This is a genomic window from Oceanobacillus sp. FSL K6-0127, assembly GCF_037983385.1.
Taxonomy (GTDB): domain Bacteria; phylum Bacillota; class Bacilli; order Bacillales; family Amphibacillaceae; genus Oceanobacillus; species Oceanobacillus profundus.
On sequence record NZ_CP150287.1, the window covers coordinates 785,048 to 799,001 of the forward strand.

Annotated in this window: 14 protein-coding genes and 6 tRNA genes; 14 read left to right on the forward strand and 6 right to left on the reverse strand. The window is 40.2% G+C overall.

Annotated elements, in window-relative coordinates:
- The 5 genes from MHH64_RS03820 to fabI all read right to left on the reverse strand — a co-directional run bounded on the left by MHH64_RS03820 (window position 1) and on the right by fabI (window position 4,232).
- Window positions 1–927 (reverse strand): DMT family transporter, encoded by a 927-nt coding sequence (locus MHH64_RS03820; RefSeq protein WP_340002705.1) that lies wholly within the window; start codon window positions 925–927, stop codon window positions 1–3.
- A 266-nt stretch (window positions 928–1,193) separates the two neighbouring features.
- Complete coding sequence (locus MHH64_RS03825; protein ID WP_095312960.1) at window positions 1,194–1,583, reverse strand: RDD family protein; 390 nt, start codon at window positions 1,581–1,583, stop codon at window positions 1,194–1,196.
- Window positions 1,584–1,709: 126 nt separating this feature from the next.
- Entirely contained in the window at window positions 1,710–2,114 is a 405-nt protein-coding gene (locus tag MHH64_RS03830) for a cytidine deaminase (protein WP_340002706.1), read from the reverse strand.
- Between the two features lie 422 nt (window positions 2,115–2,536).
- Window positions 2,537–3,256: a TIGR02206 family membrane protein gene (locus MHH64_RS03835; RefSeq protein WP_340002707.1), complete on the reverse strand. Its 720-nt coding sequence runs from the start codon at window positions 3,254–3,256 to the stop codon at window positions 2,537–2,539.
- Window positions 3,257–3,455: 199 nt separating this feature from the next.
- Window positions 3,456–4,232 carry an enoyl-ACP reductase FabI gene (gene fabI / locus MHH64_RS03840; protein ID WP_118890154.1) on the reverse strand — a complete coding sequence of 259 codons (777 nt, stop codon included), beginning with the start codon at window positions 4,230–4,232 and terminating at the stop codon, window positions 3,456–3,458.
- Between the two features lie 307 nt (window positions 4,233–4,539).
- Here fabI and MHH64_RS03845 point away from each other — a divergent pair.
- From MHH64_RS03845 to MHH64_RS03890, 10 genes are all read left to right on the forward strand, one after another.
- Window positions 4,540–4,614 (forward strand) — tRNA-Glu (locus MHH64_RS03845).
- Between the two features lie 4 nt (window positions 4,615–4,618).
- Window positions 4,619–4,694, forward strand: a tRNA-Val gene (locus MHH64_RS03850).
- A 3-nt stretch (window positions 4,695–4,697) separates the two neighbouring features.
- Window positions 4,698–4,773 (forward strand) — tRNA-Thr (locus MHH64_RS03855).
- Window positions 4,774–4,810: 37 nt separating this feature from the next.
- Window positions 4,811–4,895 (forward strand) — tRNA-Tyr (locus tag MHH64_RS03860).
- A 10-nt stretch (window positions 4,896–4,905) separates the two neighbouring features.
- Window positions 4,906–4,980, forward strand: a tRNA-Gln gene (locus MHH64_RS03865).
- Window positions 4,981–5,199: 219 nt separating this feature from the next.
- Window positions 5,200–5,272: transfer RNA gene (locus MHH64_RS03870), tRNA-Lys, on the forward strand.
- Window positions 5,273–5,549: 277 nt separating this feature from the next.
- The gene (locus MHH64_RS03875) at window positions 5,550–6,839 is read left to right on the forward strand and encodes a hydroxymethylglutaryl-CoA reductase, degradative (protein WP_340002708.1); all 1,290 of its coding nucleotides are present in this window, start codon (window positions 5,550–5,552) and stop codon (window positions 6,837–6,839) included.
- The gene (gene mvk, locus MHH64_RS03880; RefSeq protein ID WP_340002709.1) at window positions 6,836–7,798 is read left to right on the forward strand and encodes a mevalonate kinase; all 963 of its coding nucleotides are present in this window, start codon (window positions 6,836–6,838) and stop codon (window positions 7,796–7,798) included. Before MHH64_RS03875 ends, mvk begins: the two co-directional genes overlap by 4 nt.
- Before the next feature lie 30 nt (window positions 7,799–7,828).
- Complete coding sequence (gene mvaD / locus MHH64_RS03885; protein WP_340002710.1) at window positions 7,829–8,806, forward strand: diphosphomevalonate decarboxylase; 978 nt, start codon at window positions 7,829–7,831, stop codon at window positions 8,804–8,806.
- Between the two features lie 13 nt (window positions 8,807–8,819).
- Window positions 8,820–9,923, forward strand: coding sequence for a phosphomevalonate kinase (locus tag MHH64_RS03890; RefSeq protein ID WP_340002711.1), 1,104 nt, complete (start codon window positions 8,820–8,822; stop codon window positions 9,921–9,923).
- Window positions 9,924–10,039: 116 nt separating this feature from the next.
- Here MHH64_RS03890 and MHH64_RS03895 read toward each other — a convergent pair whose 3' ends face one another.
- Window positions 10,040–10,189, reverse strand: coding sequence for an aspartyl-phosphate phosphatase Spo0E family protein (locus MHH64_RS03895; RefSeq protein WP_095312977.1), 150 nt, complete (start codon window positions 10,187–10,189; stop codon window positions 10,040–10,042).
- A gap of 272 nt (window positions 10,190–10,461) precedes the next feature.
- Between MHH64_RS03895 and sigW the strand changes: the two genes are divergently transcribed.
- The 4 genes from sigW (at window position 10,462) to MHH64_RS03915 (ending at window position 13,927) form a co-directional block, all read left to right on the forward strand.
- The gene (sigW, locus tag MHH64_RS03900; protein WP_095312980.1) at window positions 10,462–11,025 is read left to right on the forward strand and encodes an RNA polymerase sigma factor SigW; all 564 of its coding nucleotides are present in this window, start codon (window positions 10,462–10,464) and stop codon (window positions 11,023–11,025) included.
- Between the two features lie 15 nt (window positions 11,026–11,040).
- Complete coding sequence (rsiW, locus tag MHH64_RS03905) at window positions 11,041–11,679, forward strand: anti-sigma-W factor RsiW (protein WP_118890159.1); 639 nt, start codon at window positions 11,041–11,043, stop codon at window positions 11,677–11,679.
- Window positions 11,680–11,871: 192 nt separating this feature from the next.
- Entirely contained in the window at window positions 11,872–12,693 is an 822-nt protein-coding gene (cdaA, locus tag MHH64_RS03910) for a diadenylate cyclase CdaA (RefSeq protein ID WP_095312984.1), read from the forward strand.
- Window positions 12,686–13,927 (forward strand): CdaR family protein, encoded by a 1,242-nt coding sequence (locus MHH64_RS03915; protein ID WP_095312986.1) that lies wholly within the window; start codon window positions 12,686–12,688, stop codon window positions 13,925–13,927. Before cdaA ends, MHH64_RS03915 begins: the two co-directional genes overlap by 8 nt.
- Window positions 13,928–13,954 lie beyond the last annotated feature (27 nt).

Here is a 13,954-nt window from a genome sequence, read left to right on the forward strand (position 1 = left end):
TTAGTGCACATACCGTTTCCGTTTCAATACTACCTGCCAAAGTCCTCGCATTTCACCAATCGCGATTGCTCCTAGAATCAGCAAAACCCCAAACCATCTAGATGGAGCAACATATTCTGCTAATCCAATGTATGCAACGACTACTGATACAGGAAGCTCAATTGCACCAAGGATAGTAGCTAAGCTTGATGGTAGATGTGGCGTCGACATGGCAAACATGAGTGGTGTTAAAATCAGTCCGCATAGCGCAAGTGCTCCTGCATAGATCCAGATGCTTCCACTGCTTAAGACATTGGCATTTAATGTCATGTGCGGAGGAAATAGAATAAAGATTAATAGAGCAGCACCTGTTACCATAATTGGGGAACGAATCGTTGCTGGAACATCAACTGCTACACGTCCACTGACAATAATAAAAGCGGAATAGGTAAATGCAGAGCCGATTCCAAGCAGGAAGCCAATAAGTGTTATCTCGCTTAATCCGCCATTAAAGACATCTGCTGCGAATAATACACCAACTAATGTTAGTGCAACAGTGAGCAATGTCTTGCCACTTGGTTTTCGACGATAAATGATCCATTCAAACAATACCCCAACCCATACGAATTGGAATAATAAAACAACAGCTAGTGATGCTGGCAGATATTGCATGGAGCCATAATAAAGGACACTTGTTAAACCGGTGAAGCTTCCTGCTGCCATGAGTGAGAGTACGGTTTTGAAAGAAAGCTTTTTAACTGCTTGTGGGTTTCGTTTGATGGCAAATAACCCTATTATCCAGAGGACTGTAAAAGCGATGATTGCTTGTATAACATTGATTTCATTGAGGCTCCAGCCGGCAGCAAAACCTAATTTTATAAATAACGGGTTTAATCCAAAGAAAAAAGCTCCTAAAGAGAAAATAATAATCGCATGGTGTCTTTTCATATAATTTCCCCTCCGTTACGATTAAAAATAATATAATATGAATTGTATTTAAAGAAGACCATCTTATCTATTATAGCATAGCTTCGTGGGTATTTGGATACTACTCACTGTTAAGAATTGCTGGCAAGAGGAGGGGATAATATCAAATTATAGTTAATTGGAGTTTTTTTCTAAATTGGAGGGGCACGTTTTGTAAAACGAAAACGAGGATAAGGCATAGCCTCTTCCTCGTTTAGAAGTTTAATAAGGTGCTTTACTCAACTCCGCTAAACCTCTCGAACGACCGTCCCGGCAACCTCGTCATGCGGTAATACGGAACCATCTTCACCTTCAAATGCTTTTCGGTCCTTCATGTATTTAAACGTACTTAATGAATCACGGTAAGCCATGCGTTTAATGATTTGACCAGATGTTAGCTCAGAGCCGTTCTCATTTTCAAGGGCTAGTCCCATTGTTTTATACCCAAGTGTTTGACCGCAAGTTTTTAGTTGTGCATATTCCAAAGACCACATCACAAGAGTTGGAGTAACGAGCGCATGGAAAGCTTCATTTTTAATTTTCTTCTTTAATAAATATTCGACACCGACTGACGCGACACCTGAAATAACACTGTCGATTAAAACCGCTTTTGTACGTTTTTTTGTAATTGCCTTCACAGAAATTCCCCCTGTAAATTTAGTTGTTTCTATTATGTACGAGTACTGCAAGGAAAGGTTTCGCTTTATCGTGAGAAATTTGTTGTTTAATGTTTTTTATCGTGGGATGCAGCTCCTGAACGATCATCAATCCTCACAATATGCCTTATACCAATGGAAAGGCTGAATTTCAGCAAGTGCTTTAAAAGTGATATCTCCACTTGTTGTAGTGATTGCGGCTTTCGTCGTTGGTCCCCAATAAAATAGTCTTTCCTGACATACCCCACAAGGAGTTAATGTTTTAAATGAGCTATTTTCATCATCCCTTACGACACAGATGCTGTGGGTGATTTTTGTATTTAGCTTGTGAGCCTCTAAAATCGCGCCGGTTTCAATACATAATTCAGTGGAAGCGTTGATAACGTCAGGTGCAACACTGGTAAGGATTTCTCCATCATCTGTATACATCGCCGCAGCACCACCCCAGCCAGTGGGGTATCTCTTGACAATTAATTCGGTGGCTGCTTGGTAAAGTGTCCGTTCTAAATTCAATTGTTTCCCTCCTCTCCTTATATAATTAAAGCATAAATGTTGCGCTTCGTTAGGAAAGTACTATCTTATTTGAAAAAAGACTTAGAAAGTCCAGTGGAAAATCGAAACAAGTATGAGTGAAAGTAAATAATTACCGGTGAGAGAAAACGCAAGTACTTGAAGAATTTATGAAGTTGTCGAAAGAAGAATTGGATAAGTGCTGTAATTGCCAAATTCAAATTTTGATGAGGAGGCAAGCTTGGTTTCGAACAATGGAAGAAGTATGAAACAATTGGAGTTGCAAAGGGGCTGATATCCAAAGAAATATATATAAGCAACGTTGCGAAAATAACAGCTTTGAACAGAAAAGGTAGAGCGCCTTGAAAAAACGAGAATTAATATAGAAGAAATCCAAGATCAATTAAAAAGCTCTCATAACACTGCTAAGAAAGCCCCTTCCGACAGATTCGGTAAAAATAATAAAGCCCGATAAACACAACAAGACCCAGTAAAGTTAACTGAAGATAATAGTTCGCCCCGCTACCAAGTAAATCAAGCGGGCTGCTTGTGCTTGGAGGATTTGCAAGATATAAATAGTTGGATTTTATATTAGGATTAACAAAAAAACCAATGATACCTGCGTATACTAATAAATAACCATACGCTTCAAACGTGGATTTTAACGTTAATTGGACATCATTTATGAGAACTAGAAATAGTGGTGCAACGAAAGAAATCGTAATATGATGGATGAAAAAAATAAAGAAACGAAAATTTGGGAAATCGTATGGAAGCTCTGGTGTGAGCAGTGCTAGAAAAGGTGGAATAAATCCAATAAAAAATGTAATCGTAATTAACTTTTTATGTTGTGTTATAAGTGCAATTGCTCCTACTATGCTGGCGATACTGCATAGATGAAGTGGTAGTTGCTCCTTCATACTCCAAATGCCATTGGTTGCTGCCCATACTTGATAGGAGAGTTCCGCTAATATTAATATGCTAAATAAAACCCACCGTAAAGTGTGGTACTGTTTTTTATTGATTTTTTTGTACGTGAAAATGAGCGTAAGCAATACAATAAAATAGATGAGAATTATCGTAATATGACTTGTTCCGAACGCCGTAAAGGGCTCGCCATCTAAGGTTCCAAACCATTCCTTCATCCATATCCATCCTTTCTAAAAGTTAAAAAGACGCTTTGAATCATGGGCTGATAGCAAAGCGTCTTATTACATTTAATTAAGAAAGCATAAAAATTATGCGACTTTATTTATCACGAAGGATAGTTACGGCTATGAAACGCTATAAATAGAATGACGCTTATACCTCTAGAAGCTATATGCTTGCAATTCATTCTCCGTTTTAGCCACCAATAATATGGAATCCAGAATCAACATGAAGTACTTCACCTGTCACACCACGTGAAAGATCACTAATAAAGAATAAAGTTGCGTCACCAACTTGATCTTGATCGACATTGCGACGAAGTGGTGCTTTTTCTACAATAACATTTGCTTTTTCGTTAAAGCCGGATACACCTTTAGCTGATAATGTACGAATTGGACCAGCAGAAATAGCGTTAACGCGGATGTCATATTTACCTACATCTTCTGCTAGGTAGCGGACGCTTGCCTCTAAGGAAGCTTTTGCAACACCCATGACATTGTAGTTTGGAATAACACGTTCAGACCCTAGATACGATTGTGTTACGATACTTCCGCCTTCGGTCATCAACTCTTTTGCTGCTTTCGTAACGGCAACAAGTGAGTAAGCACTGATTTCCTGTGCTATTAAGAAACCATCTCGGGAAGTGTCCGCATATTCTCCTTTTAATTCTTCGCGTTTTGCGAATGCAACTGAATGTACTAGACCATGAATAACGCCTACTTTTTCTTTAATCTCTTGGAATGCTTCTTGAATACTTTCATCACTAGCAACATCACAGGAAACGACTAGCTTTGGCTCGATATCGTTTTGTTCCAATAATTTAACCAACTTTTGGTGTGAACGTTCCTGTCTATTTGTAAAAATTAAGTTTGCTCCAGCATTATGAAGTGATTTTGTAATTCCCCAAGCAATACTTCTTTCATTGGCAACACCCATTATAACAACGTTTTTTCCTTGCAGTAGATTTGACATAATAAACCTCCATCAAAATATCTTTTTTCTATTATAACCTATTAGGACCTGGTGATGAAACTAAAATAAAAATCCGAGTAACTTCTTACAATATCTAGCATAATCTAGCATAAATTCCGTTTGTAATATTCTTTTTATTGTCTTGGAAACCTTAATATATAAGGGGTGTTGCGACTTTTTATAAAAAAACGTAAAAAAAATCAAATTTACCCTTTACAAACATTTCATTCCTGGTTATAATAAAATTCGTCAGTCTGCGACAGGGTGTTTCAAAGTTGTCGTTATAGCTGACTTGAAACCAAAGTATGGCCCGTTGGTCAAGCGGTTAAGACACCGCCCTTTCACGGCGGTAACACGGGTTCGAATCCCGTACGGGTCACCAATATGGAGGATTAGCTCAGCTGGGAGAGCACCTGCCTTACAAGCAGGGGGTCGCAGGTTCGAGCCCTGCATCCTCCACCATTTGCCGGCCTAGCTCAATTGGTAGAGCAACTGACTTGTAATCAGTAGGTTGGGGGTTCAAGTCCTCTGGCCGGCACCATTTTTCGGTATAAGATTAAAGAAATGGTTCATAATATGGAGGGGTAGCGAAGTGGCTAAACGCGGCGGACTGTAAATCCGCTCCCTCAGGGTTCGGCAGTTCGAATCTGCCCCCCTCCACCATTTGTATTGTTGGGCTGTAGCCAAGCGGTAAGGCATCGGGTTTTGATCCCGTGTACCCTAGGTTCGAATCCTAGTAGCCCAGCCATTTTTTATTTTTTTAGGATTGTTCAAATAGTCCGGTAAAAATGACACGTCGAATTTCTTCGTTGGTTTGCTTTTCCGCTACTCACGTATTAATTGCATACGTTCCGTTGCTCAAAGCTGCACCGCCTCGAAATTCTTGGTCCTTTTCATCCTCCATTTGAACTTACATTTTAGGGTTATTTACAAGCTAGCTCTAACGAACACATTTCGTTTTCTACATGAGCCATTAGCTCAGTCGGTAGAGCATTTGACTTTTAATCAAAGGGTCGAAGGTTCGAATCCTTCATGGCTCATCATTTTAACATTATCCAATATTGGATTATATACAGCAGAGATAAAATAAACAAGGTCGTTGTGATAGATGCATACTACCTTGTTTATTTGCATTTTATGTGAATTTTTAACATAATAGATACAGTGAATTTAATTTTAGCGTAGCATTTTTTGGCAATGGGAGCAGGTAGCTTCTAATGAAAAAAACTACGATATCGTGTTATAATTTATTCAATGAAAAATGTAACGATTGAAGTATTGTTTTTTTATATAATCAATATTAAAGGATGATCCAGGATGAAATCTTCCAGAATCCCCGGTTTCTATAATATGTCTGTTGTACAACGACGAGAGCTTTTAAAAGATAATTACCATTTTTCTCCGGAAGAATGGAATAATCTATATAGGAAAGAACCTCTATCTACAGAAACTGCAGATAAGATGATAGAGAACGTGATTGGAACATTTCAACTTCCGTTGGGGTTGGGGTTGAATTTTCTTATAAACGGGAAAGAATATATAGTGCCGATGGCTGTTGAAGAAGCTTCTATTATTGCATCTGCCAGCCATATCGCTAAAATTGTCAGAAGTGCCGGTGGATTCCAAACGGAGGCAACGGAACGCGTGATGATTGGTCAAATTCAAGTAGTTGGCTGCTCTGATTTTCAAGCTGCAAAGCAAGCAGTGCTTCATGCAAAGAAAACACTAATCCAAGCAGCAAACGCAGCTTACCCAAGTATTGTTGCTCGTGGTGGCGGTGCACAAGACATGGATGTTCGTATTCTGAATGAAGCAGCGGATTCTGCCTATAGTCAGATGCTCGTCATGCATATGCATATCAATACGTGTGATGCAATGGGAGCGAATATCATCAATACAATGGTTGAATCAATTGCACCAATTGTCGAAGAATTAACGGATGGAAAAGTCTATTTACGAATTTTGTCAAATTATGCCGATGAATGTTTGGCACGGGCACGATGTGTTATCCCTCCTGCATTACTTGCAACAGGTGATTTTTCTGGGGAGGAAGTACGTGATGGGGTGATCCATGCGTTTGAATTTGCTGCATCTGATCCGTATCGTGCTGTTACGCATAATAAAGGTATTATGAATGGAATTGACCCGGTTGTTATTGCGACTGGGAACGATTGGAGAGCCGTGGAAGCTGGTGCCCATGCATATGCTGCAAGGAATGGCAGCTACGGCTCGATGACAACTTGGTCAAAGGATGAAGCAGGTAATTTGGTTGGAGAAATTGAATTACCGATGGCTATTGGAACAGTCGGTGGAGCAACACGAGTGCATCCATTAGCGAAGCTTTCATTATCTATGATGCACATTGAATCAGCCAAAGAGCTTGCCCAAGTGATTGTGGCAGTTGGATTGGCGCAAAATCTCGGAGCTTTGAAGGCATTAGCTACTGATGGTATCCAAAAGGGCCATATGGCTTTACACTCTCGCTCTGTTGCGATCGCGGCAGGAGCTACTGGGGAGATGATCGATATCATTGCAGAACAACTAGTTGAACAAAAACAAATCCGTGTCGGAAAAGCTAAAGAATTGGTGGAACAGTATACAAAATGAGTGCAGAAAAAGTAACAACTTCAGAAAAAACAGCTATTGGTATAGCTCATAGTAAGCTAATTTTGATTGGAGAGCATGCGGTTGTACACGGACAACCAGCAATTGCCATTCCATTTCCATTAATTGGTGTTGAAACAGTTATTGAACGTGTACCAGGGTCGGTTAAAATGGATAGTTCTTTTTACCATGGACCATTACATTTAGCGCCGGAATCCTTACAAGGAATCGTCCAGTGTGTTGAAGCGTCGCTAGAATATTTACAAATCCCTTGTAAAGACCTGCTGATTCGAATTAATTCCTCTATTCCGCCTGGAAAAGGGTTAGGCTCGAGTGCATCTGTTGCAATCTCTGTGATTCGGTCATTATTTGACTTTGCTGACCGAGAATGTACGGACGTCGAGCTGTTGGAGCTTGCAAATGTAGCGGAGACGTATGCACATGGGGCTCCAAGCGGGCTTGATACGCTCACCATTACATCTCGTTCTCCAGTTTGGTATAAGAAAGAAAACCCAATTGATTACATTGACCTTGGAGAGGATTTTCACTTTATTGTTGCTGACTCTGGAAGAGTTGGTGACACACGTACATCCGTAGAATCCGTTGCGAGGCTTCTCAAGTCAGCACCGAAGCGAATTCAGCGAAAAATGGATCGAATTGGTGAATTAACCCATCAAGCAAAGCATGCACTAGAGCGTGCGGGTAAACATTTCCTTGGACATCTATTAAATGAAGCGCAAAAGGAATTAGAAGCACTTGGCGTTAGTGATGCTGGTTTGAATAAATTAATTTATTTTGCTCGGAAAGAAGGAGCTTTAGGAGCCAAATTAACAGGCGGGGGCAACGGTGGCTGCATTATCGCGCTTGCCCAAAATGAAGTACATTCGAAATTGCTTGCAGAGAAGCTAAGAAAGTATGGCGCGACAGCAGTGTGGCCATTTGTATTGAAAAAGCAGAAATAGGAAGAATAGAGAGACAAGGGAGATAAAACGATGAAAGCTACAGCAAAAGCACATACAAATATTGCTTTAATTAAATACTGGGGAAAGCGTGATGAACGGCTGATTTTACCTACTAACAGCAGTCTTTCCCTAACATTGGATGGCTTTTCAACAACAACTACTGTAGCTTTTCAGGAGGGTTTATCTGAAGATCTATTTATGCTCGATAATCAGCTTGTAGAGGGTGAGGCATTCCGTCGCGTGACGAAATTCCTTGATTTGATCCGCCAGCTTGCAGGAAAAGAACAGTTATATGCTAAAGTGAATTCAATCAATGATGTTCCAACTGCAGCTGGGTTTGCCTCATCCGCTTCTGGTTTTGCGGCACTAGCGGCAGCGGGTACAAAAGCAATCGGATTAGATTTGGATGATCAAGCATTATCCCGTCTTACACGTCAAGGTTCGGGATCGGCTTGTCGTTCTATCTATGGCGGTTTTGCAGAATGGGAAATGGGTGAACAAGCAGATGGTTCGGATTCGTTTGCTGTTCCGATTGCTCCAGCCCGGCATTGGGATGTTCGTGTTGCTGCTGTTGTCCTTTCGTCTACAATGAAAAAAGTCTCGAGTCGTGCTGGGATGAAGCGAACGGTGGAGACATCTCCGTTTTATTCAGGCTGGATAGATAGTATTCCAAACGACTTGAAACAAATAAAGGAAGCAATTGAAGGGAAAGATTTTGAGAAAGCAGGAAGTATTGCTGAGGCAAATTGCCTCAAGATGCATGCAACGACACTAGCTGCGAACCCTCCATTCACGTATTGGCATGATACGACAATGCGTGTGATGCATGCCATTCAAGACATGCGAGCAGATGGAATTCCAGCATATTTTACGATTGATGCTGGACCAAATGTCAAAGTCCTTTACTTGCCGGAGGATGAAGCACGTGTTAAGCAAAGACTTTCTGAAATATCCGGTGTTTCGGATGTGATTTTAAGTAAACCAGGGCAGGGAATAAGCTATCTTTAGGGGTTGGAACGTCTTGGATAATACATCAATGACTATAAAAGTACCAGGGAAATTAATGATTGCCGGAGAATTTGCTGTTCTTGAGCCATATCAAAAACTAGCGGTTACAGCTGTAGACCGGTTTGTTTATGCTTCAATTGAACAAAGTGAAAGAAACACGCTAACATTGCATGATTTCGACCTCGAGGAATTGGAATGGTCGTACGAAGCGGAGGAAGTGAAAATCCATTCGGATGACAAAAGAACGCAATTCGTATGTGATGCAATGACGGTTGTTTATACATACTTAAAAGAAAATAATGTCCAACCGGGAAAGTTCCACTTAGCGATTCGCAGCGAATTGGATGACAGGTCTGGTATTAAATATGGGCTAGGGTCAAGTGCAGCGGTTGTAACATCTGTAATCACGGCTATACTTAATAAATTCCATGTAGAAAAGCCTGCATCAGAGCTTGTTTTTAGACTTGCGGCTATTTCTCATGTGAAAACACAAGGAAATGGTTCAGGCGCAGACGTTGCTGCTTCATCCTTTGGCGGCATGCTGCAATATGCATCGTTTCAAGCAGAGTGGCTGTTGGATGCATATAAGAATCGAAATTCAATAACAGATTTAGTAGAAAGCACATGGACGTATTATGACGCAAAATCGATACAAATGCCGAAAAATGTCTATTTTTGTGTAGGTTGGACTGGTAAGCCAGCATCGACCTCGAAGCTTGTCGACCGAATTTTACAATTGAAATCAGATAATCCAGAAGCCTTCCAGCGCTTTTTGAATGCAAGTAAATTGGCAGTAGATCAATTTTTGCAAGGGATGGAGAATGCTGATGTGGAGCTTTTATTAAAAGGTGTAAAACAAAATAGAGTGGCGTTAGCAACTGTTGGTAAGGATGCGGATACACCGGTTGAAACGCCCTTGCTCGGCACACTATGTGATTTGGCAGAGTCCTTGGGCGGAGCGGGTAAGCCTTCAGGAGCCGGCGGAGGAGATTGTGGTATTGCTTTTATGCCATCGAAACAACAAGCTGATGAATTGATGAAAGCTTGGGAGGAGGCAGGCATTAAAGCCTTAAGCCTACAATCGTATCAATATGGCGCTAATATTATAATAGAATAGATGGGGAATTTGATCACTTTATATTTAATTTTTGCCCAAATAAAAAAGACATTCATTTCCTGCTCCGATGGAGAGCACTTTGATGTCTTTTTTTACCCTATTTGTATCATCTTTATCTAGTAGTGCTTTTGATACGTATTAATTAATTGGTCTAACTTAACACTTGATGCGATAACAGCTTCAGAAGTCAGGTCATGTGTTATAGAAAGTGAAATCATTTCTTCGCGGCATTCTTCAATTTTTTCAATTAAATGATCTTTATTCACAATTCTGTCCTCCTATCTAGTATACTATAATAGAAAAATACCCGAATTATTGCAACAGTAAACGTCTGTGAACATTTTGTGTCTTTTTGATAAAATATTATTTGTACGATTACTTTAGATGAGTTCGATAATTGCCAAGCCTTGGGGCACATGACTTAGTGGGACTATGCAGTGCAGGTAGGAATGTTTTATACTTTTTGTTAAATAAAGTTTGAAACCTTTTTGCTAGATAATCGTATAACAAGTACCGCATAGTAAGCGGAGGTAACCTGATGGATCAATTTATAATAGAAAAAATAAAACAAGTTAAAAAAGGAGATCAATCTGCATTCGCGGATGTCGTTTCCTTTTATCAAGATAAGATATACCAGCATTGTTTGCGGATGCTTGGTAATGCACATGAAGCAGAGGATATGGCGCAAGAGGCTTTTATTCGTGCATATGTGAATATCCATTCGTTTGATGATCGCAGAAAGTTTTCTACATGGTTGTATCGGATTGCGACGAATTTGACAATCGACCGGATCCGTAAACGAAAGCCAGATTATTATCTGGATGCAGAGATCAGAGGAACGGAAGGGTTGGATATGTATTCCCAGCTGGCGAGCGAGGAGCGGCTACCTGGTGAGCAAGTTGAAAGCTTAGAATTACAACGCTATATTCATCACGAAATTTCCCAGCTTCCAGTGAAATATCGAAGCATTATTATGTTGCGTTACCTGGAAGAGTTTTCCCTACAAGAAATAAGCGACATCTTAGATATACCTTTAGGAACGGTGAAAACCCGTATTCATCGTGGGAGAGAAGCTTTAAGAAAAAGGCTTCGTCATGTGTAAAGGAGTGTGAAACACTTGAAATGTAATAAAGAATCGGTTGAATTGATGCATAAATATTTGGACGGTGATCTTTGTAAGGAGGAAGAGATACAGCTAAGGACACATCTGGAAACTTGTGAAGCTTGCCAACATCATTTCCATGAACTAAAGCGTACGATTACATTGATTAAAAGTGCGGAGCATTTCGCGGCGCCTAACGACTTCACGCAGAAAGTCATGGATAGACTTCCGACCGAGAAGAAACGTGTAACCTATAAGCGATGGTTTAAAACGCACCCGGTACTCACCGCTGCAGCAATATTCTTCGTATTAATGATGACTGGAATGTTTGCTTCTTGGAGTGAGGATGGTCAATTAGTTGTCTCAAAACAAGAAGAACTAGTCATTCAAGGAGATACGGTAATTGTACCAGAAGGAGTAACCGTTCCGGGTGACGTACTTGTTAAAAATGGGAAATTGCTAATTAAAGGTACAATTGATGGGAATGTGACATTAGTGAATGGAAAGCTGATAAGCGATGATGAAACGCTAAATGGAGATGGACTCATGGCTTCAGCTGGCGGCGTCAATGGCGAATTAGAAACAGTTGATCAGATGTTTGAATGGATGTGGTATCAACTGAAGAGCTTTTTTAGTGGCGTTTTTTCCTTTTAAACATGTTAAAATAAACCCAGGTAAGGTGGGAAATCTTATCTGGGTTTTTGCCTTCCTAAAGTAATATGTTTTAGCAATATTGTGTTATAATAGATAACGTTCCTATCTTTTGAAAATCAAGCTACATAAGCGTGCTTGTTTTAGTTGAGCGTATAATTAGAATAAATTTTTATTGCAAAAGGATGTGTGCACATGCTTGATGGGGGATTCGATGTAATAGATCTGCTAAGAATAGGCGTAGATATAGCTCTCGTCTGGTATGTATTATATAAATTAATGATGCTGATTAGAGGTACAAAAGCAATCCAGCTTTTAAAAGGGATTGCCGTTGTACTTGTGGTCTGGCTTTTGAGTATATTATTGAATTTACAAACCATGCAATGGCTGACGAATCAAGCCATTTCTTGGGGTTTAATTGTAATCATCATTTTATTCCAGCCGGAGCTACGGAGGGCACTCGAGCAGCTTGGCCGGGGAAACCTTTTTGCTCGGAGTGTAAAGTCAGAAGAGGAAAAGATGCAACAAGAAATCGATGCGATAGTACAGTCGTGTAGCTACATGGCGAAACGTCGAATTGGTGCATTAATTTCGATTGAGCGGGAGACAGGTATTGGTGATTATGCTGAAACAGGTATTGCGATTAATGGAAAATTGACGCATCAGTTGCTAACAAATATTTTTACTCCGAATACACCTTTGCATGATGGTGCTGTCATCATTAAAGAAGGGGAAATCACCGCAGCTGCTTGTTATCTTCCTTTATCAGAAAGTCCATTTATTTCGAAGGAGCTAGGGACGAGGCACCGTGCAGCAATGGGGATCAGTGAGGTTACCGATGCATTGACAATTATTGTTTCAGAGGAAACAGGTGCAGTTTCCTGTACAAAGAACGGAGAACTTCACCGAGATATTGATCAGGACAATCTTCGTACGATGTTAGAAGCCCATTTATCCCTAAATCAAAAGGCTTCTGAGAAAAAGTCGTGGAAACGAAGGGGGAACAAGAATGGATAATTGGTTTAAGAGTAAATGGTTTGTCCGACTTGCTTCTTTAGCTTTTGCGGTGTTCTTGTATATATTTGTGAATGTTACAGTTAATTCTTCACATTCTGATCCAACTTTTTCTGGTAGGTCTGAACAAACACAAACACTTGATGATGTTCCGGTCGAAATACGAATCGATGAAGCAAATTATGTGGTTAGTGGTGTACCAGAGTTTGTTACGGTTAGCTTGCAGGGGAATCCTGGAAACCTGACCCCCCTTATTTTTCAACGTAATTTTGATGTGTATGTTGACTTGCAAGGATTAGAAGAAGGCGATCACGAGGTGAAATTGGAGCACAATATCTCCAATGATCTTACTGTCTTTATCGAGCCAAAGACGATTGAGGTTACGATTGAAGAAAGAGCGAGCGAAGAGTTTGCTGTTGTTGCTGATTTTATTAATGAAGACAAAATGGCACCTGGATACGAGCTGGTTGATTATACGCTCGACCCACCTACAGTTACGATTACAAGCTCAAGGTCCGTTATTGACCAAATCGGTATTGTTAAGGCCTATGTTAATTTAGAAGGACTGGATAGTTCAATAAATAATCGCGAGCTGCCTGTAAATGTGTATGATACACAGGGGAATGAGTTAACAGTCCGAATAGAACCAGAGAATATACAAATATCAGCCGAAGTTGATAACCCAAGTAAGTCGGTACCTGTATCAGTCGAGACAACAGGAGAACTGCCAGAAGGTTATGCATTAAATTCTATTTCTGCTAATGTAGATGAGGTGGAGGTTTTCTCCACGAGTGAAGTACTTGAAGGAATTTCTGAACTTGAGACAGAGGCAATTGATTTATCCGAAATCACCGAATCTGGTACAATAGACGCGCAACTGTCATTACCGGAAGGTGTAAATGTTCCCGATATGGAAACAATTGAGGTAACAGTCGATGTAGAACAGACACGTGTTTTGGAAGGACTAACAATTGAAGAAGAAGGGCTGACGAGTGGCCAAGCAGTTACTTTTGTTGAACCTGATGCCGCCGAAATGGATATTACGGTTACGGGTGACGAAGCCGATATAAAAGAACTAACAGCTGAGGATATTCGTATATTCATTGATTTAAGTGATCTGGAGCCTGGAGAGCATCAAGTTCCAATTACGATTGAAGGGCCAGATACTGATAATATAACGATTACTGGAGAATTTGAAGAAGCTACAATTGAGATTAGCGAAGTGGAACCTGAGTAATGAAATCATTTGTAAGCAGATAGCTGA

What these genes read in the sequence shown, in the direction of transcription:
- MHH64_RS03915 (WP_095312986.1), top strand. Translation starts at nt 12,686, where the DNA reads ATGGATAATTGGTTTAAGAGTAAATGGTTTGTCCGACTTGCTTCTTTA.
- mvk (WP_340002709.1), top strand. Translation starts at nt 6,836, where the DNA reads ATGAGTGCAGAAAAAGTAACAACTTCAGAAAAAACAGCTATTGGTATA.
- cdaA (WP_095312984.1), top strand. Translation starts at nt 11,872, where the DNA reads ATGCTTGATGGGGGATTCGATGTAATAGATCTGCTAAGAATAGGCGTA.
- MHH64_RS03835 (WP_340002707.1), bottom strand. Translation starts at nt 3,256, where the DNA reads ATGAAGGAATGGTTTGGAACCTTAGATGGCGAGCCCTTTACGGCGTTC.
- sigW (WP_095312980.1), top strand. Translation starts at nt 10,462, where the DNA reads ATGGATCAATTTATAATAGAAAAAATAAAACAAGTTAAAAAAGGAGAT.
- MHH64_RS03875 (WP_340002708.1), top strand. Translation starts at nt 5,550, where the DNA reads ATGAAATCTTCCAGAATCCCCGGTTTCTATAATATGTCTGTTGTACAA.
- MHH64_RS03820 (WP_340002705.1), bottom strand. Translation starts at nt 927, where the DNA reads ATGAAAAGACACCATGCGATTATTATTTTCTCTTTAGGAGCTTTTTTC.
- fabI (WP_118890154.1), bottom strand. Translation starts at nt 4,232, where the DNA reads ATGTCAAATCTACTGCAAGGAAAAAACGTTGTTATAATGGGTGTTGCC.
- mvaD (WP_340002710.1), top strand. Translation starts at nt 7,829, where the DNA reads ATGAAAGCTACAGCAAAAGCACATACAAATATTGCTTTAATTAAATAC.